This window comes from Algoriphagus persicinus, from assembly GCF_035156415.1.
Lineage (GTDB): Bacteria > Bacteroidota > Bacteroidia > Cytophagales > Cyclobacteriaceae > Algoriphagus > Algoriphagus persicinus.
Genome location: NZ_JAYEEY010000022.1, coordinates 1 through 23367 on the forward strand (window position 1 = coordinate 1; position 23367 = coordinate 23367).

The 23367-nt window shown below is 41.4% G+C and carries 21 protein-coding genes; 11 read left to right on the top strand and 10 right to left on the bottom strand.

Going from position 1 to position 23367, the window contains the following annotated elements:
- The first annotated feature begins 359 nt into the window (after positions 1 to 359).
- The 8 genes from U3A58_RS16145 (at position 360) to U3A58_RS16180 (ending at position 8938) form a co-directional block, all read left to right on the top strand.
- The gene (locus U3A58_RS16145; protein ID WP_323825115.1) at positions 360 to 2786 is read left to right on the top strand and encodes a heavy metal translocating P-type ATPase; all 2427 of its coding nucleotides are present in this window, start codon (positions 360 to 362) and stop codon (positions 2784 to 2786) included.
- A 1-nt stretch (position 2787) separates the two neighbouring features.
- Positions 2788 to 2976: a cbb3-type cytochrome oxidase assembly protein CcoS gene (gene ccoS, locus U3A58_RS16150; protein WP_323825117.1), complete on the top strand. Its 189-nt coding sequence runs from the start codon at positions 2788 to 2790 to the stop codon at positions 2974 to 2976.
- Complete coding sequence (gene ccoN / locus U3A58_RS16155) at positions 2969 to 5095, top strand: cytochrome-c oxidase, cbb3-type subunit I (RefSeq protein WP_323825119.1); 2127 nt, start codon at positions 2969 to 2971, stop codon at positions 5093 to 5095. The genes ccoS and ccoN overlap by 8 nt, the downstream gene beginning before the upstream one ends.
- An 11-nt stretch (positions 5096 to 5106) precedes the next feature.
- Complete coding sequence (locus tag U3A58_RS16160) at positions 5107 to 5292, top strand: cbb3-type cytochrome c oxidase subunit 3 (RefSeq protein WP_323825121.1); 186 nt, start codon at positions 5107 to 5109, stop codon at positions 5290 to 5292.
- A gap of 88 nt (positions 5293 to 5380) precedes the next feature.
- Positions 5381 to 6322: a cbb3-type cytochrome c oxidase N-terminal domain-containing protein gene (locus tag U3A58_RS16165; protein ID WP_323825123.1), complete on the top strand. Its 942-nt coding sequence runs from the start codon at positions 5381 to 5383 to the stop codon at positions 6320 to 6322.
- 51 nt (positions 6323 to 6373) lie between these two features.
- The gene (gene ccoG / locus U3A58_RS16170; RefSeq protein WP_323825125.1) at positions 6374 to 7786 is read left to right on the top strand and encodes a cytochrome c oxidase accessory protein CcoG; all 1413 of its coding nucleotides are present in this window, start codon (positions 6374 to 6376) and stop codon (positions 7784 to 7786) included.
- Positions 7787 to 7810: 24 nt separating this feature from the next.
- Entirely contained in the window at positions 7811 to 8236 is a 426-nt protein-coding gene (locus tag U3A58_RS16175) for a FixH family protein (protein ID WP_323825127.1), read from the top strand.
- A complete protein-coding gene (locus tag U3A58_RS16180; RefSeq protein WP_323825129.1) occupies positions 8237 to 8938 on the top strand; it encodes a sulfite exporter TauE/SafE family protein in 702 nt (233 codons plus the stop codon). It abuts the gene before it with no gap.
- Here U3A58_RS16180 and hemN read toward each other — a convergent pair.
- The 4 genes from hemN to U3A58_RS16200 form a co-directional block, all read right to left on the bottom strand.
- Positions 8935 to 10293 carry an oxygen-independent coproporphyrinogen III oxidase gene (gene hemN, locus U3A58_RS16185; RefSeq protein WP_323825132.1) on the bottom strand — a complete coding sequence of 453 codons (1359 nt, stop codon included), beginning with the start codon at positions 10291 to 10293 and terminating at the stop codon, positions 8935 to 8937. The two genes, U3A58_RS16180 and hemN, sit on opposite strands and share 4 nt — an antisense overlap.
- Before the next feature lie 120 nt (positions 10294 to 10413).
- Positions 10414 to 11457, bottom strand: a complete 1044-nt coding sequence (locus U3A58_RS16190; protein ID WP_323825134.1) for a vWA domain-containing protein — start codon at positions 11455 to 11457, stop codon at positions 10414 to 10416.
- A complete protein-coding gene (locus U3A58_RS16195; protein WP_323825135.1) occupies positions 11438 to 12334 on the bottom strand; it encodes a hypothetical protein in 897 nt (298 codons plus the stop codon). Before U3A58_RS16195 ends, U3A58_RS16190 begins: the two co-directional genes overlap by 20 nt.
- Positions 12327 to 13205 carry a DUF58 domain-containing protein gene (locus tag U3A58_RS16200; protein ID WP_323825137.1) on the bottom strand — a complete coding sequence of 293 codons (879 nt, stop codon included), beginning with the start codon at positions 13203 to 13205 and terminating at the stop codon, positions 12327 to 12329. The genes U3A58_RS16195 and U3A58_RS16200 overlap by 8 nt, the downstream gene beginning before the upstream one ends.
- A 106-nt stretch (positions 13206 to 13311) precedes the next feature.
- Here U3A58_RS16200 and U3A58_RS16205 point away from each other — a divergent pair, with 106 nt between their 5' ends.
- The gene (locus U3A58_RS16205; RefSeq protein ID WP_323825139.1) at positions 13312 to 13662 is read left to right on the top strand and encodes a DUF4296 domain-containing protein; all 351 of its coding nucleotides are present in this window, start codon (positions 13312 to 13314) and stop codon (positions 13660 to 13662) included.
- Positions 13662 to 16049, top strand: a complete 2388-nt coding sequence (locus U3A58_RS16210; RefSeq protein WP_323825141.1) for an endonuclease MutS2 — start codon at positions 13662 to 13664, stop codon at positions 16047 to 16049. Before U3A58_RS16205 ends, U3A58_RS16210 begins: the two co-directional genes overlap by 1 nt.
- A 47-nt stretch (positions 16050 to 16096) precedes the next feature.
- Here the strand turns inward: U3A58_RS16210 and U3A58_RS16215 are convergent, their stop codons facing one another.
- From U3A58_RS16215 to U3A58_RS16240, 6 genes are read right to left on the bottom strand one after another with little or no spacing between them, the layout of a single operon-like run.
- Positions 16097 to 16585, bottom strand: a complete 489-nt coding sequence (locus U3A58_RS16215; RefSeq protein ID WP_323825143.1) for a hypothetical protein — start codon at positions 16583 to 16585, stop codon at positions 16097 to 16099.
- A 57-nt stretch (positions 16586 to 16642) separates the two neighbouring features.
- Positions 16643 to 17263: an ABC transporter ATP-binding protein gene (locus U3A58_RS16220; protein WP_323825145.1), complete on the bottom strand. Its 621-nt coding sequence runs from the start codon at positions 17261 to 17263 to the stop codon at positions 16643 to 16645.
- 2 nt (positions 17264 to 17265) lie between these two features.
- Positions 17266 to 18045 (bottom strand): acyl-ACP--UDP-N-acetylglucosamine O-acyltransferase, encoded by a 780-nt coding sequence (gene lpxA, locus U3A58_RS16225; protein ID WP_323825147.1) that lies wholly within the window; start codon positions 18043 to 18045, stop codon positions 17266 to 17268.
- Positions 18042 to 19436 (bottom strand): bifunctional UDP-3-O-[3-hydroxymyristoyl] N-acetylglucosamine deacetylase/3-hydroxyacyl-ACP dehydratase, encoded by a 1395-nt coding sequence (locus tag U3A58_RS16230; RefSeq protein WP_323825149.1) that lies wholly within the window; start codon positions 19434 to 19436, stop codon positions 18042 to 18044. The genes lpxA and U3A58_RS16230 overlap by 4 nt, the downstream gene beginning before the upstream one ends.
- 39 nt (positions 19437 to 19475) lie before the next feature.
- Positions 19476 to 20498 (bottom strand): UDP-3-O-(3-hydroxymyristoyl)glucosamine N-acyltransferase, encoded by a 1023-nt coding sequence (gene lpxD, locus U3A58_RS16235; protein ID WP_323825151.1) that lies wholly within the window; start codon positions 20496 to 20498, stop codon positions 19476 to 19478.
- A gap of 17 nt (positions 20499 to 20515) precedes the next feature.
- Positions 20516 to 21748, bottom strand: coding sequence for an HD domain-containing protein (locus tag U3A58_RS16240; protein WP_323825153.1), 1233 nt, complete (start codon positions 21746 to 21748; stop codon positions 20516 to 20518).
- A 59-nt stretch (positions 21749 to 21807) separates the two neighbouring features.
- Between U3A58_RS16240 and porX the strand changes: the two genes are divergently transcribed.
- Complete coding sequence (gene porX, locus U3A58_RS16245) at positions 21808 to 23364, top strand: T9SS response regulator signal transducer PorX (RefSeq protein WP_323825155.1); 1557 nt, start codon at positions 21808 to 21810, stop codon at positions 23362 to 23364.
- Positions 23365 to 23367 lie beyond the last annotated feature (3 nt).

Consider the following 23367-nt stretch of genomic DNA (forward strand, 5'->3'; position numbering starts at 1 on the left):
AAGCATAAAAATCGGTCAGTACGCATAGGAAAAGAATCAATGAAGTTTACTTCTCTCATCTGTACTCTTAATACCTTTATTTTTTTTGAATGAACTTGATGAAGCGTTTAACAGCCCTTGGATGGTTAGTTTGTTATCAATTCAAAGTTAAATTCTATCTAATAAACCTGATTTTTGTCAGCTTTTTATATGCATTTGCTCAGTTGGTGGGCTTTTCCATTAGTATAGTTTTGCGGTCGGAAATGAGAGGCAAATATGAGTTAGTGAATGTTGACTTAATCTCCTATTAATAGGAAACCTCTGCAATCTAAAATCCTTTCTCCTAACTTATTGATAGAAAATTTAGTAAAATTTAAGGTATGAAGCCTGAAATAACTCCAACGCGCGATGTATCATGTTTTCACTGTGGTGAAGACTGCAATGAGTTGGTGATTCTAACTGATGATAAGAATTTTTGCTGCCAAGGCTGCAAATTGGTTTATGAGGTGCTTTCAGAGAATGATCTGTGCAATTACTATGATATTGCTAATCATCCTGGAGAAAGTCAACGGAGAAAGGGGCTCCAATCCAATCGATTTGACTACCTAGATGATACAGAGACTGTTAAGAGTCTTTTGGATTTTCAAAATAAGTCTGAATGTCATCTTACCTTTTATATTCCAATCATTCATTGTGCATCCTGTATTTGGCTGCTAGAGAATCTCCATCAAATACATTCAGGCATTTTTTATAGTCGTGTTGATTTTCTTAAGAAGAAGGTTCAGGTTAAGCTCGTTCCTGATAAGATCAGCATAAAGGAATTGGTGAGCCTTCTCTCTACGATAGGCTATGAGCCCCAAATCAACCTTTCTAATCTTGATGAAAAGCAAGTGGTGGGGCTGGATAAGCGCTTAATCCAACGGCTAGCCGTAGCTGGATTTTCCTTTGGGAATATGATGCTATTCAGTATTCCTGAGTATTTCTCTGAGGCGAATCTTCTTGATTCATCTTTTCGTGGATTGTTTAGTTATCTAAATGTGATTTTGGCGATTCCAGTAGTTGTTTATTCAGCAAGTGACTACTATCTCTCGGCATGGAATTCACTAAAGCAAAAGCAAATTAACATGGATGTTCCTATCGTTCTGGGAATCTTCGCGCTTTTTGTTTATTCACTTTGGGAGATATTTGCATTTCAACGTTCCGGCTATATGGACAGCCTTGGCGGACTTTTGTTTTTTCTATTGCTAGGGAAAATTTATCAACAAAAAACCTTTTCAACACTTGAATTTGATAGGGATTACAAGTCTTATTTCCCAATAGCTGTTACCAAAATTGTAAAAGACCAAGAGGCTGTAGTTCCTCTGGCAAAGCTCCAGGTTGGGGATGTGATTCTGGTTAGGGATGAGGAATTGATTCCCGCAGATTCTCTTTTGATGAGTTCCTTGGCAAATATTGACTATAGTTTTGTGACGGGGGAGGAAGTTCCTGTGCCAAAGCAAAAGGGTGAATTGGTCTACGCAGGAGGCCGCCAAAAAGGAGATGCTGTGTTATTGTCTGTTCAAAAACTTCCGTCTCAAGGGTATCTAACTGATTTATGGAATAGTGAGTCTTTTGCAAAAGGAGAAGGAAGATTACTGGAATCTTTGTCTACCAAAATTAGCTCGGTATTTACATGGTCTGTGCTTACTATTGCGCTGGTAGCATTTTCTTATTGGGCGTTAGTAGATTTTTCTATTGCGATTAAAGTATTTGCCTCAGTTCTCATAGTGGCTTGTCCCTGTGCACTGGCCATGTCTACTCCTTTTACATTAGGAAACGCACTTCGTATTTTTGGTAAGAGTAAGTTTTATCTAAAGAATGCAAGTGTAGTTGAGCGGCTAGCTTTGATTGATACCGTGGTATTTGATAAAACCGGCACACTTACAGATCCTGCAAATGCCAAGATTAGCTATAGGGGAGAAGAGCTATCTGAAGAAACTATAGCGCTGTTGAAAACTATGGTAGAGCGATCCACTCATCCGCTCAGTAATCGAATTAATCATTGGCTTGGTAATCAAAAAGGAAGAAAGCTTGAACAAGTGAGCGAAATCCAGGGTGCTGGAATTAGTGCGATTTTTAAAAATCAAGAATTTAGACTAGGTTCTAAAGGGTTCACGGGGTTTACAAGTAGCATCGAAAGCAGTAATGGTAACATCGTTTGCCTGACTGTGGAAGGTCAGGAGTTAGGATATTTCCTGATCGAATCCGGTCTTCGCGACAAGGCCGCTGAAGTCATGGATCAGCTTAAAGCGGATTATGAGCTTCATGTTTTATCTGGTGATTTTTCACATGAGCAGTCATACCTTGAGAGAAAACTTGGAAAGGGCATTAAATTTAATTTCAAACAAAGTCCCGGTAATAAACTCTCCTATTTAAAGGAATTGAATACTACCCACCATACCTTAATGATTGGAGATGGTCTCAATGACGCTGGAGCCTTACAAGAGAGCGAAGTAGGTGTAGCTATTTCGGATCGAGTAAGTCACTTCTCACCAGCTAGTGATGCTATTATGGATGCTGCAGTATTTGGGATGATTCCTGATTTTTTAAGTTTTGCAAGATCCAGCAGGCTTATAATTAAAGCCAGTTTTATATTAAGTTTATTATATAACTTACTTGGGCTTGGGCTTGCAGTCCAAGGACTGTTGAGTCCTGTGATATGCGCTATATTGATGCCGCTAAGTAGTGTCTCTGTGGTTCTCTTTACCACGCTGACCACGAATTTTGTAGCCTGGAAAAAAGGTCTGTTAACTTCAAAAGTAGTATAGTGTGGAGGTTATTTTTCTATTAATTGCAATTAGTCTGATACTGGCAAGTACGTTTTTGTTTCTGTTTTTCAAGGCAATGAAGGATGGCCAATTTGATGATAATTATACTCCTTCAATAAGGATTCTATTCGAAAACACTCCGAAAAAACCAAAAAAAGATCAACCATCAAAACCTAAATCCAATGAATGACACTACTCTGGAGAGGTTCCAATATGACAATAAAATTGTCAAGTATTTTGGAGCAGCGACGATTATCTGGGGCGTAATAGGGATGCTAGTAGGTGTACTTGCAGCGACACAGCTTTTCTTACCTGAAGCCAATTTGGGCAATCCCTACACTACATTTGGGCGAATAAGACCACTTCATACAAACGCGGTAATTTTCGCTTTTGTGGGAAACGCAATCTTTGCAGGGGTGTATTATTCCATGCCAAGGCTGCTGAAGGCTCCAATGTGGAATAAATCACTTAGCTGGTTTCACTTCTACGGCTGGCAATTGATAATTCTTTCAGCAGTTTTGACTTTGCCGCTAGGGCTAACTAGCTCTAAGGAATATGCGGAATTAGAATGGCCAATTGATATTGCAATTGCAATTGTCTGGGTGGCCTTTGGAGTCAATATGATTGGCACTATTCTCACCAGAAGAGAGCGTCACATGTATGTGGCTATTTGGTTTTATCTCGCATCATTTATTACGGTTGCCGTTTTGCACATTGTGAACTCCTTTGCACTTCCGGTTTCTTTCTTGAAAAGTTATTCTGCTTATGCAGGTGTGCAAGATGCCTTAGTTCAATGGTGGTATGGTCATAATGCAGTGGCCTTTTTTCTTACCACACCCTTTCTCGGATTGATGTATTATTTCCTCCCAAAAGCAGCAAATAGACCGGTTTATTCTTATAAACTCTCCATCATTCACTTTTGGTCTCTAATTTTCCTCTACATGTGGGCGGGTCCCCATCACTTACTTTATACTGCCTTGCCGGAATGGGCTCAAGTTTTGGGGACTGTTTTCTCTGTGATGCTCTTAGCTCCTTCTTGGGGCGGTATGGTGAATGGGTTACTGACTTTGCGCGGTGCATGGGATAAAGTGACTACTGACCCCGTTCTGAAATTCATGGTAGTAGCAATCACTGCTTACGGTATGGCTACTTTTGAAGGCCCTATGCTTTCTTTTAAGAATGTAAGTGCTATAGCCCACTACACTGATTGGATCATAGCTCACGTTCACATAGGAGGACTGGGGTGGAATGGTTTCTTGACTTTCGGTATGCTTTACTGGATGTGGCCAAGATTATTTAAAACCACAATTTATTCGACTAAGCTGGCGAATACGCACTTCTGGCTCGGGGTGATGGGAATCATTTTCTATGCATTGCCGATGTATGTGGCGGCATTGACTCAGTTCTTGATGTTGAGAGAATTTGACGAGATGGGTAAATTGGCCTACGGTAACTTTCTGCAAACTGTAGTGGAATTAGTACCAATGTACATGTTGAGAGCATTTGGAGGATTGTTGTACGTAAGTGGTGCTATTCTGATGATGTACAATATGTTTAAAACTGCTCAGCAAGGGGTGTTTCAGGAAACTGAAGAAGATGCTGCACCTGCATTGGCTAAGAGCTATAATCCTGTGGGAGAATACTGGCACCGTGCATGGGAAAGAAAGCCAGTATTCTTCGCTGTATTGGCTACTATAGCCATTCTGATTGGTGGGGTAGTGGAGATTATTCCGACTATTTTGGTAAAGTCAAATGTGCCAACAATAAGCTCAGTCAAGCCCTACACAGCTCTTGAGCTTGAAGGGAGAGATATTTATATTCAAAACGGTTGTGTTGGCTGTCACTCCCAGATGATTCGTCCATTTAGATTTGAGACTGAGCGATACGGGGAATATTCCAAGGCCGGTGAGTATGTCTATGATCACCCATTCTTATGGGGTTCCAAACGAACAGGTCCAGATCTTCATCGAGTTGGGGGGAAATACCCGGACAGCTGGCATTATTTCCATATGGAAGATCCTCGCAGTATGTCGCCCGGCTCATTGATGCCTCCATATCCATGGCTTGCCACCACTGAATTAGATTATTCTGATTTGCCGGCAAAAATCAGGACTATGCAAAAGCTGGGCGTTCCATATCCTGATGGCTATGATCAGCAAGCCGCAGCCGACCTGGAAGCTCAAGCAGCACAGATAGCTACAAACTTGGAAGACGCTGGGGTAGCCGTCAAGCCAACTACAGAAATCGTGGCGTTAATTGCTTATTTGCAACGATTAGGAACTGATATTAAAGTCTCATCATCTAACTAACCGGAGAAACCATGTACAAAGAAGTATTAAGATCAATGGAAAATGTAGAGATATTCCCGATGATATCTCTGGTAATATTTGTCCTGTTTTTTATAGGGGTTGCTATTTGGGCGATGAGAGTTCCAAAGGAATATATTGACCACATGAGTTCTCTGCCAATGGATGATGACAATAAATTAACCGACTATCAGCCATGAAATCGAGCATGACGCAGACGTCACACGGTGAGATGATTATCCAATATGCGAGATTCCATGTGGCCTTTAAAAATCAAATTTTAAACACATGAAAAAATATTTATCATTTCTTGCTTTAAGTAGTCTTTTGATTTCTACTCCAGTTTTGGCCCAGGACGAATCTGTGACAGGAGGATTAAGCGATTTAGATTCTAATCAAATGGCACTTTTAATTATTATGGGTGTCATTATCGGAGTGATTATTTTGCTCTTGATTCTTATGATTTATCTGATGTCCTTTATTTCAGCCATTTTCCGAAAAGACAATCCTGAATTGGCAGAAGTACCAAGTTGGTGGGAATCGTTTAAGCAGCGGTTTGTAACTGGAGACATCAAAAAGGAGCAGGCAAAAGACAAGCTAATGACAGACCATTCGTATGATGGGATTCACGAGCTTGACAACTTTATGCCACCCTGGCTTCAATATGTCTTTACAGGGACGATTATTATTGCGCTGGTCTATTTTGGATATTACACCGTTTTGGGTCTTGGAAAGACAGGGGTAGAAGAATATCAAGAAGAAATTCGTGTCGCTGCAAATGAAGCAGAAGCACGAGGTGCTAGTGAGCTGACTTCTATAGATGAAACTAATGTGGAATTTGATGAGTCTGACGCAGCATTGAGTGCAGGAAAAACGATTTTTGAAGGGAATTGTGCCGCCTGCCATGCTGCCGATGGTGGTGGCGGAGTAGGTCCAAACCTAACAGATCCCTATTGGATACATGGTGGTGATATCAAGGATATCTTCAAAGTGATTAAATATGGCGTAATTGAGAAAGGAATGGTGCCATGGGAAGATCAATTGAACCCACAGGAAATTCAAGAGGTCGCTAGTTACATTCTAAGCCTTCAGGGAACGAGCCCCGCAGTGCCTAAGGATCCTCAGGGTGAATCGGTTACCGGAGATGGAAACGCTTCTACCTCTGGAGAATCTGAAGACTCAGATGACAGCACAACAGTGAAGGCAGATACCACAGCTGTTGCTGAATAAGTTCACCCTACCGGGAATCTTCTGATTCCCAGTAGAAAATAGCCTAGTATTATGGCAAAGAAGAACCCACATTTAAATCCTGATACTTTCAGAGATGCTCTAGCTACCGTCCAAGATGATGGGAAGCGGAATTGGGTTTATCCCAAGAAAGTCAAAGGTTTTTTTTACAAATACAGGACGTATGTATCCTGGATTTTATTGGCCATATTATTTGCTGGGCCATTTATCAAAGTAGATGGAAGGCCATGGCTTTTATTCAATATTTTTGAGCGAAAATTCATCATTTTTGGTGCTATTTTCTGGCCTCAGGATACGTATTTACTTATTTTTTTACTACTTATTTTCTTTGTTTTTATTATACTCTTTACGGTAGCTTTTGGGAGGGTTTGGTGTGGCTGGGCATGTCCTCAGACTTTATTTATGGAAATGGTCTTTCGCAAGATTGAATACCTTATCGAAGGAGATGCCAATCAGCAACGAGCACTAAACGAACAGTCTTGGAATCAAGAGAAAATCACAAAGAAAACAATCAAGATCACCATTTTCGCTTTAATCTCTCTCTTGATCGGTCATCTGGTAATGGCGTATCTGATAGGAATAGATCAAGTAATACAGATCGTTTCCTCTCCGCCTTTTGAGCATATGGCTGGCTTTGTTGGGCTTTTGGCATTTTCCGGCGTTTTCATGTTTGTGTTCACGTGGTTTCGTGAGCAAGCGTGCCTGGTAGTGTGCCCTTATGGCAGACTCCAAGGAGTAATGCTGGACAATAACTCCATCAATGTGATGTATGATTACATACGGGGAGAGCCTAGGGCACCAATTCGTAAGAATGCGGCTGAGAATATTGACAAGGGAGATTGTGTGGATTGTAGTCTTTGTGTACAGGTCTGCCCAACCGGCATAGATATTCGGAATGGGATTCAGATGGAATGTGTGAACTGTACAGCCTGTATAGATGCCTGTGATGAAGTCATGATTAAAGTAGATAGACCTATAGGTCTAATCCGATATGCATCAGAGAATAGCATCAAGCAGGGCTTTGAAAAGCTACTCACCAGTCGGGTCAAGGCTTATATAGCTGTTTTGATTTTGTTGACAGCAATTTTTGTCTCCCTGATTGCGACGCGGGATGATATTTCCGCCACGATCACTAGATTTCCCGGAATCACCTACCAAGAGCGGGAGGATGGTATGGTTACTAATCTGTATCAAATTACCCTGATCAATAAAACCTTTGAGTCGCAGGAAGTTGAGCTGAAGTCATTGACCGAAGGTATGGGAGTTGAGATAGTAGGGCAGCAGCATTTGGTGTTAGATGCACAGTCTAAATTTGAAGGTAGATTCTTTCTGGTAAAAAATCAGAATGAAGTAAGGGTAAATCAGGAAAAAGTGGCACTAGTACTTTTTCATAATGGAGAGGAAATTGACCAAATAGAGACAAATTTCACTGCACCTATAAAATAAAGCTAATTTCTAAAAACAGAAAAGATGGATTGGGGAAAAGGAATAGTACTTACGATTATAGGATTTGTGGCACTGATCATGACTATGGTGGTAATATCGGTGCGTATGGATGGGATTGAGTTGGTGACTGAAAATTACTATGAGGAAGAAATCAAATATCAAGACAGAATCGATGAATCGAATTCAGCTCTGGAGTTAGACAGAGAAGTGATCTTTTACGATGCTCCATCCAAAGTGATGCAACTTGACCTTCCGAATGGAACAATAGGTTCATTGCAGCTTTTTCGCCCTTCTGATTCGTCCTTGGATCAGAAAATCAACGTGGAAGTCACCCATTCAGGAAAGACGGAGGTATCACTAAAGGAGCTGAAAACAGGCTACTGGAAGATTCAGCTTAGTTGGACTGAAGATGGAGTTGATCATTATCAAGAGGAAGAAATCACTATCTAAATGCTTTGGACTGCCTTTTTACTTGGTTTTCTAGGCTCGTTTCATTGTGTTGGGATGTGTGGCCCGATTGCTATGGCAGTAGGAGGCAAAGGGAAATCATCATTCTTTTATCATAAAATACTCTATAATATTGGCCGTAGTATCACCTATGCCATTCTTGGTCTACTTGTGGGAAGTTTAGGTTTTTCATTATCATTAGTAGGAGTGCAGCAAAGTTTTTCAATTGCTATTGGATTACTGATCCTGATTTTGGCACTTAGTTATAAAAAAGCCGATCGATTCTTAACTATGCCAGCTCTTTCCGGAATCGTAAGTAGGGTAAAAAGACAGTTGAGCCGGTTTCTCAAAGCTGGTGGATCTTTTGCCTTTCTCGCCACAGGATTAGCCAATGGCCTTCTTCCCTGCGGCATGGTTTATATGGCTTTGGTGGCTGCTTTAGGTCTGCAAAGTCCGCTATTAGGAGCAACATACATGTTCTTTTTCGGGATAGGGACGATTCCGCTACTGCTCGGCCTGATGTACTCAGGCGCTTTGGTCTCCTTTCAATTGAGACAAAAATTTCAGAAAGCTATTCCTTATATCGGCGCGCTTATAGGCATCCTTTTTATTGTTAGAGGCCTAGGATTAGGAATATTTTTCAGTCCAGACCTTCAAGTGTTTGATTATGGGAATAAGCAGATTGAGATCACGATGTGTCGCTAAATCGTTTTGCTGAATAAAACTTTTTTGGTTCGATTTTCTGCCAGTCTGATATCGATTTGAGCGCAAATATGACGAACGAAACTCATTCCTTCTTCGCTCACTTTGATACTGGAATTACCTATTGATATCAGCCGATCCTGCTCCATTTCCTGTAGATTCCAAATCTGAGTTTCAGTAAACTTTTCCCAGATTTCAACGGGTATTTCAGCTTGCTTTTTACAGATTAGATCTAGAATGATCCGTCTTATCTGAATATCCAGTGCTGAAAGTTTATGTCCTTTTTGTAATGTCCAATTGGTTTTCAATGCTTCCGATTGATATTTTCCTATTCCTTTTTCATTTTGAGCATAGGCATAATAGATATCACTAATGCTGCTTGCTCCCAGCCCGATTAATAGTTTTGCAGGTAAGGTGGTATATCCCATAAAATTACGATGAAGGGTGCCTTCTATTTTAGCCGTACACAAGGGGTCATTTGGTAAGGCAAAGTGATCCATCCCAACTTCTTCATATCCCATTTCTATAAGCAAAGTTTTGCCCCTTTCGTATAATTCCCGCTTTCCTTCCTCTGAGGGGAGGAACTGTTCAAAGCTCTTTTGGGATGGAAATGCACTTGGCAAATGTGCATAAGAGTAAAATGCAATTCGATCCGGTCTTAATTCCCGGACCTTGCTGAACGTGTCATCCATGGTTTCCAGCGTCTGATGCGGTAGTCCATAAATCAAATCAAAATTGATCGAGGTATAACCTAGAATCCTGGCAGAATCGGTAGCGTATTTAACATTTTCCAACGGCTGAATACGGTGTATTGCTTTCTGAACTAGCAGATCAAAATCCTGAATACCGTAACTGACACGATCGAACCCCAAGTCTTTGAGTGTCTGGAGATGGGCATAGCTAGTATTGTTTGGATGACCTTCAAAGCTAAATTCTGCATGAGGCATACGTTCAGAGTCCTTGAGGATGCTTGAGATCAAATCATAGAGATGGTTAGGATCAAAGAAAGTGGGGGTGCCGCCTCCGAGATGGATGCCGGCGATTTTCGGCTTCTCATGGAATAAGTCAGTATATTTTTTCCACTCAGCCAATAGCGCCTGGATATAGGGAGCTTTTACGTTATTGTTTTTGGTTATCCGCTTATTGCAGCCACAATAAGTACAAAGGCTTTCGCAAAAAGGCAAGTGAATGTAAATAGATATGCCTTCTCCTACTCCGAAATCCTGAAAGGCCTTCTTTACAAGATCATCCCAATCATTCGTCTCCAAGTTGTTTTCCCATAGTGGAACGGTAGGATAGGAAGTGTATCTGGGGGCTTGGTGGTTGTACTTTTTAATTAATTCGGCTGAGATTTGCATAGAATTTTGCTTTGTGCAAATTAAGCCTGAATTGTAATTTCAGTAGATGATGATTGAAAGCCCAAAAGATGACAAAAATCATCCCCTTAGTATCCTAAAGCCTTGCGTGCTACATAGCAGTTAATCGAGCAAAAAGTTATTCAGAAAGCTGCTTTTCAGACCAAGCCAACCGAAGAATAGTATCATTCCCCAAAAGAGATAAATTCTATAGTAATCTGCGGTTTCCTTGTAGCGGTTTTCAATCACTTCAGTTTTTTCCAGCGTGTCAATTCGTTCGAATATAGACTCTAAAGTCCCGCCATCAGCTGCTCTAAAAAACTCTCCATTTCCGATTTTTGCAATTTCTCGTAGGGTAGATTCGTCCAAATAACTCTCTACCATTTGTGGTCTGCCAAAGAAGTCTGTGCCATAAGGCACTAAACCGTCTTTTCCCATGGCGATGGTATAAATCTTAATATCCAAGGCTGAAGCAAGGTTTGCAGCAAATAGTGGATCTACGTTGCCCGCATTGCTTTCTCCATCACTCAAAAGTATCATTACTTTGGAAGTTGACTCTGATTCTTTCATCCGGTTTGTACCCGCTGCCAGGGCTGAGCCTATCGCAGTTCCTTTGGCTTCCATCATGCTGAAGGAAATTTCTTTTACAAGGTCGGTGAGCAATTCATAATCATTAGTCAACGGGGCCAAAGAATAGGCCTCTCCAGCGAATACGACTATTCCTATTCGATCACCCACACGTCCATTGATAAATTCAATGGCTTTAACTTTTGCAGCTTCTAACCGGTTGGGGGTGAAATCTTGCAGGTCCATGGATTCCGAAATATCCAGTACAAGCATGATGTCTATGCCTTCGGTATATTGCTCTACGCGTTCATTACTTCGCTGCGGGCGAGCAAGTGCGACCACGAGCATAATCAGAAAGAGGTAAAAAAAGCCTGCAGGGATAAGTCTTAAATACGTCCAAGGATTGTTATTAGCCACTCGCTTGGGAAGGGAAAGCTCCAAAACCGGGTTTTTCAGGAACTTTACAAAGGTTCTGAAAAGTATGACAAGCGGAATTATCCAGATTAAATTGAGTAAAATCGGATTTTCCCATTCGTAGCTTTTGAAGGTCTCAGGCAGAAACCAGGACCAGCTAAAGAATTCAGACAGCTGCTCTCTCATGCTTGATTTTGGTTTGTTTTTCCTGGTAGTTGTGTCTTGCCACGTCTAGTAGATACGTAGTTGCTTCTTCACTTCTAGAAGACTCTCCTGCGTAGATGATCAAATCTATAGCTCGAAGTGCCTTGAAGATTTCTTGATTATCTAGTCGAATCCCTATTTCACTAGATGTCCATTCTTTTACGGGGAGCTTGGTGATGCTCTCCATATAGCCTTTCCAAAGTCCTATCACTTCATCGGCAGATTCAATTGATGGAGTTTCCGAAAGAATGGCCGTTTGGATTTTCCATCTTTTTTCAAACTGAGACCAGCGTCTCTTCTCTCGTCTTTCTTTCCAGTACTCTTGGATTTTGTCAGCAAATAAGAAGTAAAGCACTCCTGACAAAAGAAGAATTCCGCCAAGAATAATACCAGTGATTATCCAGTTGAAAGACTTTTCGAGTGGTTGGTAAATGTTATTCTCCTGAAATACAGGCGCTTCAGGGATACTGTCTAGCGTAAGGTTTAGCTTCAATTCCGCCTCAAGCGGGTAATGAACTATGCTATCGTATCTAGCTAGTTCATATACCGGCAAAGTCAAGTAAGAACTTGGATCCAGAGAGAAATTTGAGAGGTAATAGATGGCACTATCCTGAGTAACACTGTCCAGCGTATGGGATATGAATGTTTTCTTTTCCAATAAAACCAACGGAGCAAAATCGAATGTAGAATCCGGGAAGATGAGTTGTTTCGATGCTGGGTAAGTTGCTTTCAGTACATAGCCTACCCGCTCTCCTAGCTTAGCAGAATCTTGCATGAAATAGCCATCCACCCTGATCTGCTGCGCATTGCTCAGGAATGGTAGTATAAGAAAGAAAAGGAGTTTGAGCGTTTTAGCCACGTTTCATACTTTTGTTTCGGTACTTAAATAGCTCGAGAAGCGGCCCTATGATATCTTGAGTGGTATCTATAGCCAGGTAGTTTATTTGGTTCTTTTTGCAGATGTCCTTTAGATGCTCCCGCTCGGAGGTAAAGGTATCTGCTATTTTTTTAGAGAAACTTCCAAAGGCGGTGTTCACCCAGGTAGTTTTACCTTTTTCTTTGTCGAAGACAGGAATAATCCCCAAAGAAGGCAAAGCGGATTCGCGGGGGTCAGTGAGCTGAATAGCGACCACATCATGCCGCTCTGCAAGGGCTCTGAATGGACGCTCGTATCCTTCATCAATGAAATCGGAAATTATGACGATCACTGCTCTTTTCTTGATGAGATTCAGAGCAAACATAAACATGGAGTTCAGGTCTGTTTTCAGAGAGATGTTCTCGTGATCAAAGATTCCGCGGATCATTTTCACACCTTGCTTGGTACCTTTAGATGGAAGAATCATTTTTTCCCTTTGATCTGAATAACTGATCAGACCAACCTGACTTCCTTCAAACACTGCCGCAAGAGTCAATACACCGGCAATGACCTTGCCCTGATCGATTTTTTTATTGCCAGGCTGACCGATATCTTGGCTACCACTTATATCTAGGAGAAAGAAAACAGACTGTTCTTTGTCTTCACGAAAAGTTTTTACAAAAGTCCCGTGTCCCTTAGCAGATACTTTCCACTCAATCGTCCGGATATCGTCTCCATACTGGTATGGGCGGAGATCATCAAACTCCAATCCTGACCCTTTGAAAAGCGACTGGTATTCTCCTTGCAGGTGATTATTAGCCACCTTCCGGATCATGATTTCGTATTTTCTGAGCTTGCTGAATAATTCGTTCATGAATGGTGATTTGAACGTCCTAAGTTATGCTTCTAAGCTGGATTATAAAATTTCACTTACATGGAGGGTGAAGAGATTTTCCGTTAAAAAAACCTAATTTTGAACTGTGAAAAGATTACTGTTACTAAGTTTTTACATCCTCGCACTGGCAAGTTGTGGTGCTAGCAATAAACCGGAGGGGTTATTGCCTCGGGATAAGATGGTGGAAGTGCTGATAGATATCCATCTTACTGAGGGGCTTACGAGTGCCTTGCCTGTCGCTTATGATTCATCTAAAGTGTTGTATAATCTGCTGGAAAAAGATGTTTTTCTCAAGCATGATGTGAGCGATTCCGTTTTCACTCAAAGCATGTTGTATTACCTCCGCGATCCTGCAGAAATGGAGCGGATTTATTCCCGAGTGGTGGATTCTCTTATGGTGAGAGAGTCTTCCGACGGGTCGCTAGACCAATTCTAATGCTATACCCACGTAATCTCGAACAAAAAGTAAATTTTCTTAAAGTCAAAGAACTGCTCAAAGGGGAGTGCTCTTCTCCGCTTGGAATGCAGTATGTAGATCGTCTGGCGTTTTCCTCAGATTATAATTTGGTCACCAAATTACTTGATCAGACCGAGGAATTCCGCCAGATTTTGATTTCTGGTGAGTTTTTCCCCTCTTCCAATTTTACCAATCTCAATCCCTATTTAGAGAAAGCCAAGTTGGAGAATGCTTTTCTGGATGTTGCCGATTTTTATGAGATAAAACTTTCGCTGGATACACTCAGAGGCTGTATTTCTTTTTTTCAGAAAAGAGAAGAACAATATCCTGTTCTGAGCCAATTGCTTGGTCTGCTGATGGATCTTGACATGAGCCTGCTCAAATACATTGAGCTGATTATCGATGAGAAAGGCAAGATGAGAAGTAATGCAAGTAAGGAATTGCAGCTGATTCGAACTCAGATTCTATATGAAGAAAGCCGCTTGCGCAAAGTCATGGAGCGGGTATTCAAAGAAGCCAGAGCCAAAGGACTTACACCAGAGGATTCTGCGATTACGATCCGATCAGGAAGACTGGTGATACCTGTAGCAGCTGAAAATAAGCGTAAACTCCGTGGTTTTATCCATGATGAGTCTGCCACAGGGCAGACTGTATTCATGGAGCCAGAGGAAGCTTTGGATATCAATAATGAGATCCGGGATCTAGAATACATGGAGCGTAGGGAGATTATCAAGATCCTGATTCAATTGACTGATAAAATCCGTCCAGCTATTCCAGCGCTGAGAAAGGCTACCAATTTTCTGGGTTTGATGGATTTTATTCGTGCCAAAGCAAAATATGCGCAGAAAACAGATAGCTGCCGACCCGAGATCACTAAGGAAAGACAGTTAAACTGGACTAAGGCCAGACATCCAATTTTGGAAATGGCGCTGAAGTCTCAAGGGAAGAATATCGTACCGCTAGACGTCAAGCTGGGCGGTCACGAGCGCTTGCTAGTCATATCGGGGCCAAATGCTGGAGGGAAGTCAGTCACGCTGAAAACTGTGGCACTACTTCAGTACATGCTTCAATGTGGTATTTTGATTCCAGTTCACCCCGATTCTAAAAGCTCGCTCTTTGATAATTTTTTTATTGATATAGGAGATGAGCAGAACCTAGAAAATGACCTAAGTACCTATAGCTCTCACTTGATGAGCATGAAGTTTTTTTCGCTTTTTGCGAATAAAAAAACCATCCTCTTCATCGATGAATTCGGTACGGGTACAGAGCCGCAGTTTGGTGGAGCGATTGCCGAATCCATTCTTTTGGCACTTAATAGACTGGGCGCTTATGGTGTATTAACTACGCACTATGGGAATTTGAAGCAAATCGCAAACAAAAACCAAGGAATGGTGAATGGCGCCATGCGCTATGATGTGGACAAGTTGGAGCCACTTTATCAGCTTGAAATAGGTAAGCCGGGTTCTTCCTTTGCATTAGAGATTGCTTCCAAAATCGGTATTCCCAAAGAGATTTTGAAGTATGCCAAAGAGCAAATCGGGGAGGAGCGTGTGCGATATGACAGATTGCTGACGCAGGTAGAAAATGAGAAAAACCAATACTCCACCTTATTGGCAGATGTGAAAGCCAAAGAGCGTTTGCTGAAAACCCGCCTTCAGGAATATAATGAACTGAAAGAGACGATGGAGACGACCAAAAAGCGCTACCTCCAAGAGGCTAAACAAGAAGCGAAGCAATTGCTAGACCAGGCCAATAAAAGAATTGAGGCCACCATTCGTGAGATCAAAGAAGGCAAGGCGGAGAAGGAAGCTACGAAGCAGGTTCGTAAGGATCTGGAGGAATTCAAAGAAAAAGTCAAACCGGAGAAGAACATCTTCAAAAGTCCTGAGATAAAGGTTTTGGGAGGTAAGATTGCTGTAGGGGACTGGGTGAGAGTAAAAGACAATGGTGCAATAGCTGAAGTGCTTCAGGTCAAAGGCAGTGAAATTGAAGTTTCTATCGGAGAGCTCAAGTCAAAAGTGAAACTTTCCAGATTGGAGAAAATATCTCAAAGTGAAGTCAAAAAAGAAAAGAAAACAGCTGTCGCCAGAAGTGGATATAACACCAATGAAAAGATGATGGACTATTCGCCTAATCTAGATTTAAGAGGGATGCGAGGCGAAGAGATTCTCTCATTGATCCAGACTTTTATTGATGAGGGTTTTATGCTTGGACTGAAAGATCTGAGGATTGTCCATGGTAAGGGCAATGGGATTCTAAGAGATTTGACTCGTAATTTCTTAAGAGAAATGAGCCAAGTCCGGCATATGGAGGATGAGCATGCAGACCGTGGCGGAGCAGGAGTTACGCTAGTGACATTAAAATAAAAGGGGAGCGATTTCGCTCCCCTTTTTAGTTCAAGTGGTTTTTTGATCTATTGCTTTAGCAAGTTGAAAGTATAGCTACCGGCTACAGCCAAAATGCCATTAATTCTAGCTCCCGGAGCTGGAATAGTAAAGGTGAGGGTTAAATTATCATTGTTTTGAGTAAAAGAAATTTCTCTCCCAGCGGCTGGTTTGACGCCAGATAACATAAACTTATCGAAGTTGCTTCCCACAAAACTCCAGGTTCCAGAAGAATCGAAAAGGTCATTGTTGTTTTTAGAGGAGTAGGTTTTTGCTGATCCTGATTTCAATACCAATTCAAATCCAGCATACAAATCTGTAACCGCCACTCCGTCGCGCAATACAGAACCTCCTCCTGCTGTGCCCCAGGCTTGGGAGCCATTACCAGTCAAAGCCTCAGTTGCAACTTCCTGGGCGGTTTTTACAGGTGGATCTGGGTCTGGGTCGTCTCCACCACAGCTTTGCATTGCAATTAGGCCGAAAGCCAGAAGGAATAATCTAAAAAAAAGTGATTTCATGTGTTTACTAATTAATGCCAGACCTATTAAAGGTAGATATTTAAGTTTAAAGCTGTTTCACTTATAGTCTTCCAAGGCTATTTTTTGTTTACAAAAGTCATATTCCCGAGGCTCATTCGAGCAAACCACTATAATTCTACTCTTGCTATATTGGTCCATCATCTCTTGATACCATGCTATTCCTTTGCGATCAAGATTGGATGTGGGCTCATCTAACAGAATAAAAGGTACATCTGAGAAAAGGGCCAGACCGAGTTTTAGTCGCTGCTTCATTCCCGATGAAAATTGTCCTACTGGCTTAGAGCTATGCTGCGTAAGGTAAAGCTGTTCGATGATTTCCTTTGAGGAAATCCCCTGCAGCGGTTTTTTGAATTTGAAATGGAAATTGAGCAATTCTTCTAGGCTGAATTCTTCAGGAACTTCCATGTAGGGTGCAGAAATACACAAGTATGAAAACCAATCTGTTTCTGAGATTGATTTCCCACTTACTGTATAATCTATCTTTCCTGAAGTAATAGGAATTGCTCCACTCAGACATTTCAGTAGCGTGGATTTTCCTGAACCATTACTTCCGGTTATAGCTAAAGAATTGCCCTGAGATAGTTCAAGGTTTAGATTTTTAAAAACCCATTCGTATTGGAAGCGTTTTGAAGCTTCTTCTAAGTGGATTTTTAGCATAGTTAATTGATGTAGCCTTTCATCACGCCGCGTTCGGAAGAGCGAATGAAATTCAGAATTTCATCTCTTTCCTTTGTCGCAGGTAGGTTCACTTCGATTTCTTCCAGTGCCCGACTGTTGTTCATGCTATTGAGGAAAAGGTATCTATATACTTCTTGGATGTGGGCAATAGATTCACTTGAAAATCCTCGTCTTCTCAGTCCTAAAGAATTTACACCTGCGTAAGAAAGAGGTTCGCGGGCTGCTTTGGTGAAAGGAGGGACGTCTTTTCTGACCAAAGAACCACCTGAAACCATGGCATGCATTCCTATTTTTACAAATTGATGAACAGCACTGGATCCGCCGACAATCGCCCAATCATCAATGGATACATGTCCGGCGATTTGTACAGAATTAGCAATGATAACATGACTTCCGATCACACAGTCGTGAGCCACGTGCACGTAAGCCATTAGTAAGCAGTGACTTCCGATGACAGTAGTCTGCTTTTCTACCGTACCTCGGCTGATCGTAACGCACTCTCTGATCGTAGTATTATCTCCGATCATGACAGTAGAATCTTCCCCTTGGAATTTCAAATCCTGAGGAATTCCAGCTATTACAGCTCCAGGGAAAATCTTGCAGTTTTTTCCTATCGTTGCTCCTGAAAAAATGGTGACGTTTGGCCCGATCCAAGTATTGTCACCAATAGTGACATTCTCACCGATCATAGTGAAAGGATCTATGTGAACATTTTCTCCTATGGTTGCCTTTGGGTCAATATGGGCTAAAGTGCTGATCATGATTCTTTTCGAGTTATGCTTGCTGTCATTACGGCCTCACATACGAGTGTATTTCCGACATAAGCTTCACCACGCATTTTTGCTATACCTCTTCTTATTGGGGCCAAAAGTTCACATTTAAAAATGAGAGTATCACCAGGAAGCACCATTTTTCTAAACTTACAGTTTTCGATTCCCAGAAAATAAGTCCAGTAATTTTCCGGATCATCCACTGTACTCAACACTAAAATCCCACCGGTCTGAGCCATCGCCTCTACCTGCAATACGCCAGGCATCACCGGATTGGCAGGGAAATGCCCCATAAAGAAAGGTTCGTTGATTGTTACATTTTTTACTCCTGCTACTACAGTACTGTCTAGATAAATAATTTTGTCTAGTAACTGAAACGGATATCTATGAGGTAAAATGCTGCTAATCTGATTGATATCCATGACAGGAGGGAGTCTGGGATCGTAATATGGAATATGCGAAGTCCCTGACTTCTCCATAGCACGTTTTAATTTTTTTGCGAAAGCTACATTGGCTGCATGACCTGGTCTGGCTGCCAAAATCTGCGCTTTTAGCGGACGGCCAACTAGTGCCAAATCTCCGACTACATCTAGTAACTTATGTCTAGCTGGCTCATTGCGGTAGCGTAGATCAACATTGTTCAATATGCCTTCTTTCCTTACTTCTACTTTTGGCTTGTTAAACATCTTAGCCAAATTAACCAATTCTTTTTCTTCCACTATTCTGTCCACCACTACGATGGCATTGTTCAAATCCCCCCCTTTTATCAAGTTAGAGTTGTAAAGCATTTCTAACTCATGCAAAAAACAAAAAGTACGACAAGAAGCTATTTCTGATTTAAATTGGCCAATATCTGTGATAGAAGCATGCTGACTTCCCAAAACTGGTGAATTGTAATCCACCATCACGGTTACTCGATAGTTATCGGTAGGTAAAGCTACCATCTCTACTTCGCGGGCAGAGTCTTTGTATTGAATGCTTTCTTGGACTTCAAAAAATCTCCGAAGGGCATTCTGTTCTTCGAGTCCTGCTTCTTCCAGGACTTCGATAAACTGAATAGATGACCCATCCATTATAGGGGGCTCAGGGCCATCTAATTGGATCAGCACATTGTCTATCTCTAATCCCACCAAAGCGGCCAATACATGCTCTACTGTATATACCCTAGCACCATTTTGCTCCAAAGTAGTTCCTCGGGATACATCTACCACCAAGTCGCAATCTGCATCTACAGTTGGCCTGCCTTCCAGGTCAACACGTTGGAATTTATATCCGTGATTTGGAGGGGCAGGAAGAAATGTCATGTTAGAAATCACACCGGTATGGAGACCCACTCCGGATAATTCCACCTGTTTCTTAATGGTGTGTTGTTTTACTTTCATCTAATTTTTTGACCGTTCAGCAAGCTAAAGGCTGCAAATTTACTGCTTTTTTTCTAGTTCTCTTATGCGGTCTTCTATAGTACTTAGCTTTCTGAAAATAGAATAAGATTTAAGGAAGGTTTTCATATCGAAGCCAATGTATCCAAATAAGGTGGTGCCTGGTTTTGTAATGGACTTGCTTACACCAGTATTGGCGCCCACTGTTGTGTTATCTGCGATTTTTATATGTCCCACAATTCCTGCTTTACCCGCTATTACGCAGTTTTTTCCGATTATGGTGGAGCCTGAAATGCCAGTTTGTGAGGCGATGACAGTATTCTCACCTATGACCACATTGTGTGCGATTTGTACCAGGTTGTCTATTTTCGCTCCTTTTTTGATCAAGGTAGATCCCATCGTAGCGCAATCAATAGTCGTATTAGCTCCCACACTTACGTTGTCTTCCAGCATCACATTCCCAATTTGCGGGATAGCCTTGTAGCTACCGTCTTCTTGTGGCGCAAAGCCAAATCCATCTGAACCGATTACAGCTCCAGGATGAATTTCACAATTGTGACCTATAATACTGTCGGCATAGATTTTTGCACCGGCATGAATAATAGTATTGTCTCCTATCTGCACACGATCTCCTATGTATGCATGGGGATAGATCTTTACGGAATCACCGATGGTACAGCTTTTCCCGATATACGAAAATGCTCCTCGATAGGCTTGCTCCCCCATCTGAGAGCTTGGATCCATATAAGACGGTTCTTCGACACCAACAAGGCTACTTTTCATCATCATAGCATAAGCCTCAAGCAGCTTCGTAAAACCGATATATGCATCCGCTACACGGATTAGATTGGTTTTAAGCGTTTTGGTAGGATTAAAGTTATCAGAGACAATGACAGCGGTAGCCTCCGTGTCATAGATATAAGGGGTGTATTTTTCATTGGCCAAAAAACTTATACCTCCCTGCTTGCCCTCTTGGATTTTATCCAACCGGGATACTTTTTGCTTTTCGTCACCTTCTACTTTTCCCTGTAGGATTGCAGCAACTTGTCCGAGGGTAAATTCCATAAACAATATAAACGGAGTTAATAAGTTAAATTTAGGCTTTTGGCCTTACATACATAGTGTTTCTCTACGATTTTACTCATGACTTTTATATTCGGTAAGTCAGCTGCCTGAGCTACATCAATTACCTTTCCTTTTTTTGTGAGGATATTGATCCGATCTTTGGCTAGGTATCCATAGTTGCTCACAGCACCATGAGAAAAGAAATAATCCAAGTCTTCTGGGGGTATCTGTAGTCTGGAAATGGTCTTTTCTTTTAAATGCGCAATTTCCTCTACAGAAAATGGCTCGTTTGTTAAGGTGATCTTAAAAAGATTTCTAGTCAAAAACATCTGCGAAATATTTCTCAAGACATAATCCGGATGGTTTTTCCAAAACTTGACAGCACCCCAGATATCCAAATCGTCCATTTCGAGAAATAAGCGCAAAAGGTCTGGAGTAGTTTCGAAATCAGACAAAGCAGGGTCATTTTTCAAGAAGTAGTCAAATTCATCAGTCACTGTAAATTGATCTCCGGATTGCCGAAGGAATTTAGCTCGCTGAATAAGCTTAATCAGCATTTTCTCTGCACTGACGGTGGTCTTGTGAAGATAAACTTGCCAATACATTAGCCTCCGAGCGCTCAGGAAATTTTCGATAGAATAGATTCCTTTTTCTTCGATGACCACTTGATCATTTTTCACATCCATCATTTTGATGATGCGGTCCGCCCCGATAGTTCCTTCGGATACACCAGTGAAAAAACAATCCCGCTGTAAGTAGTCTAAGCGGTCAATGTCCAACTGACTGGAAACCAGTTGATGAAAGAATTTTCGCTCGTATTGATTCTTAAATATTCTTAAAGAAAGGTTGAGTTTGCCACCAAACTCCTGATTCAAGAGTTCTATAATCAATAGGGAAAGTGCTTCATGGGGCACGCCCTTGAGTAGGCTATATTCCAAGGCATGTGAAAAAGGTCCATGCCCAATGTCGTGCAAAAGAATGGCGATTAGTGCCGCTTCATATTCATCATCTGAGATTTCGGTGCCTTTTATTCGTAGATTGTCTAGCGTTATGCTCATCAAGTGCATTGCTCCTATCGCATGATGAAAGCGGGTATGAAGCGCACCTGGATAGACAAAATCAGTCAGGCCCAGTTGTTTTATTCTCCGCAATCGTTGAAAATAAGGATGGTCGATAATTGTAAAAATCAACTCGCTTGGGATGGTGATAAATCCGTAAACCGGGTCGTTTAGTATCTTCTGGCTTTTCAAGGAGGCCTTTTTTGTTTGGCTCAAAAGTAATTATAATTTTAAAAGAAACGGAATCTGATATGTCTCAAAAATTCAACATACTCTGGGCGGACGATGAAATCGACTTGCTCAAACCACATATTCTCTTTCTCGAACAGAAAGGATATGCCATCACCACGGTGAACTCTGGCGTGGATGCAATCGAAGAGGTAGAGCAAAAAAACTTCGATGTGATCTTTCTGGATGAAATGATGCCGGGGATGACTGGCCTAGAAACATTGCAGCAAATCAAGCAAATCAAACCTCAAGTGCCCGTGGTGATGATCACCAAAAGTGAGGAAGAGCATATCATGGATGATGCGATTGGAGGTAAGATCGCAGATTATCTGATCAAGCCGATTAACCCCAGCCAGATTTTGCTTTCAGTGAAGAAGCTTCTACAAAATAAGCAGTTGATAGACGAACGCACCACCCAGAGTTACCAGCAAGATTTCATGAATATCAGTATGGCTTTCGACGACGCTGAGGATCATCAAGATTGGGCCGATATCTACAGGAAGTTGACGTATTGGGAAATTCAAATTGATGATACTGAAAACAAAAACATGCTTCCTGTATTAGAATCGCAGAAAATTGAAGCAAATGCAAATTTCTCCAAATTTATCAAGGAGAATTACTTAGACTGGATGGATGAGAAGAATCCCGTCAAACCTCTGCTCTCTCATCAGGTGATGAAGAAAAAAGTTTTCCCTCAGCTCCAGGAGAAAAAGCCTCTTTTCTTTATTGTAATTGATAATTTCAGATTAGACCAATGGGAAGATATAGAGTCAATCATTGCACCTTATTTCAATATCAAGGACAAGGATACTTATTATAGTATTTTGCCTACTACTACGGCTTTTGCTCGAAATGCGCTTTTCAGTGGTATGATGCCCATGGATATGGCGAGGTTATATCCCAATTTCTGGGAAGACGAGGATACAGATGAGGGAAAAAATAATTTCGAGTACGAATGGGTGAAGATCAACTTAGAGAAAAACCGACTATCAATCAAGTCTAGCTATAACAAGATCATTCAAGCCCATCAGGGCAAGTCCGTTTTGGAGCAATTCCATACTTTTCTGCAAAATGACTTGAATGTATTGGTTTACAACTTTGTGGATATGGTTTCGCATGCTAGGACGGATATGAAAATGATCCGGGAATTAGCCCCTGATGAGTCCGCCTACAGATCGTTGACCACAAGTTGGTTTGAGCATTCCTCCTTGTTTGAACTGCTGAAAAAGATCCATGGTGCTGGCGCAGAAGTGATCATCACTACGGATCATGGTACGAAGCGGGTGAATAGACCCTATAGAATCATTGGTGATAAAAATGTGACCACCAATCTCCGGTATAAGCAAGGCAAAAATCTGAATTTTGAACAAGGGAAAGTTTTTGAGATCAAAAAACCTGAAGATGCCAAGTTACCTAGATTGAATGTCTCTTCTACCTATGTATTTGCCGTTGAAGATTATTTCTTTGCATACCCCAATAATTACAATTATTATGTGAACTTCTATAAGGATACCTTTCAGCATGGAGGTGTATCTTTGGAGGAAATGATCATTCCGATCGTTCATTTGTCACCAAAATAATTG

Bases quoted from the DNA above. Each gene is read 5' to 3' on its own strand.
- U3A58_RS16145 (WP_323825115.1), top strand. From the start codon at position 360: ATGAAGCCTGAAATAACTCCAACGCGCGATGTATCATGTTTTCACTGT.
- ccoN (WP_323825119.1), top strand. From the start codon at position 2,969: ATGAATGACACTACTCTGGAGAGGTTCCAATATGACAATAAAATTGTC.
- U3A58_RS16160 (WP_323825121.1), top strand. From the start codon at position 5,107: ATGTACAAAGAAGTATTAAGATCAATGGAAAATGTAGAGATATTCCCG.
- U3A58_RS16165 (WP_323825123.1), top strand. From the start codon at position 5,381: ATGAAAAAATATTTATCATTTCTTGCTTTAAGTAGTCTTTTGATTTCT.
- ccoG (WP_323825125.1), top strand. From the start codon at position 6,374: ATGGCAAAGAAGAACCCACATTTAAATCCTGATACTTTCAGAGATGCT.
- U3A58_RS16175 (WP_323825127.1), top strand. From the start codon at position 7,811: ATGGATTGGGGAAAAGGAATAGTACTTACGATTATAGGATTTGTGGCA.
- U3A58_RS16180 (WP_323825129.1), top strand. From the start codon at position 8,237: ATGCTTTGGACTGCCTTTTTACTTGGTTTTCTAGGCTCGTTTCATTGT.
- hemN (WP_323825132.1), bottom strand. From the start codon at position 10,293: ATGCAAATCTCAGCCGAATTAATTAAAAAGTACAACCACCAAGCCCCC.
- U3A58_RS16190 (WP_323825134.1), bottom strand. From the start codon at position 11,457: ATGAGAGAGCAGCTGTCTGAATTCTTTAGCTGGTCCTGGTTTCTGCCT.
- U3A58_RS16200 (WP_323825137.1), bottom strand. From the start codon at position 13,205: ATGAACGAATTATTCAGCAAGCTCAGAAAATACGAAATCATGATCCGG.
- U3A58_RS16210 (WP_323825141.1), top strand. From the start codon at position 13,662: ATGCTATACCCACGTAATCTCGAACAAAAAGTAAATTTTCTTAAAGTC.
- U3A58_RS16215 (WP_323825143.1), bottom strand. From the start codon at position 16,585: ATGAAATCACTTTTTTTTAGATTATTCCTTCTGGCTTTCGGCCTAATT.
- U3A58_RS16220 (WP_323825145.1), bottom strand. From the start codon at position 17,263: ATGCTAAAAATCCACTTAGAAGAAGCTTCAAAACGCTTCCAATACGAA.
- lpxA (WP_323825147.1), bottom strand. From the start codon at position 18,045: ATGATCAGCACTTTAGCCCATATTGACCCAAAGGCAACCATAGGAGAA.
- U3A58_RS16230 (WP_323825149.1), bottom strand. From the start codon at position 19,436: ATGAAAGTAAAACAACACACCATTAAGAAACAGGTGGAATTATCCGGA.
- lpxD (WP_323825151.1), bottom strand. From the start codon at position 20,498: ATGGAATTTACCCTCGGACAAGTTGCTGCAATCCTACAGGGAAAAGTA.
- porX (WP_323825155.1), top strand. From the start codon at position 21,808: ATGTCTCAAAAATTCAACATACTCTGGGCGGACGATGAAATCGACTTG.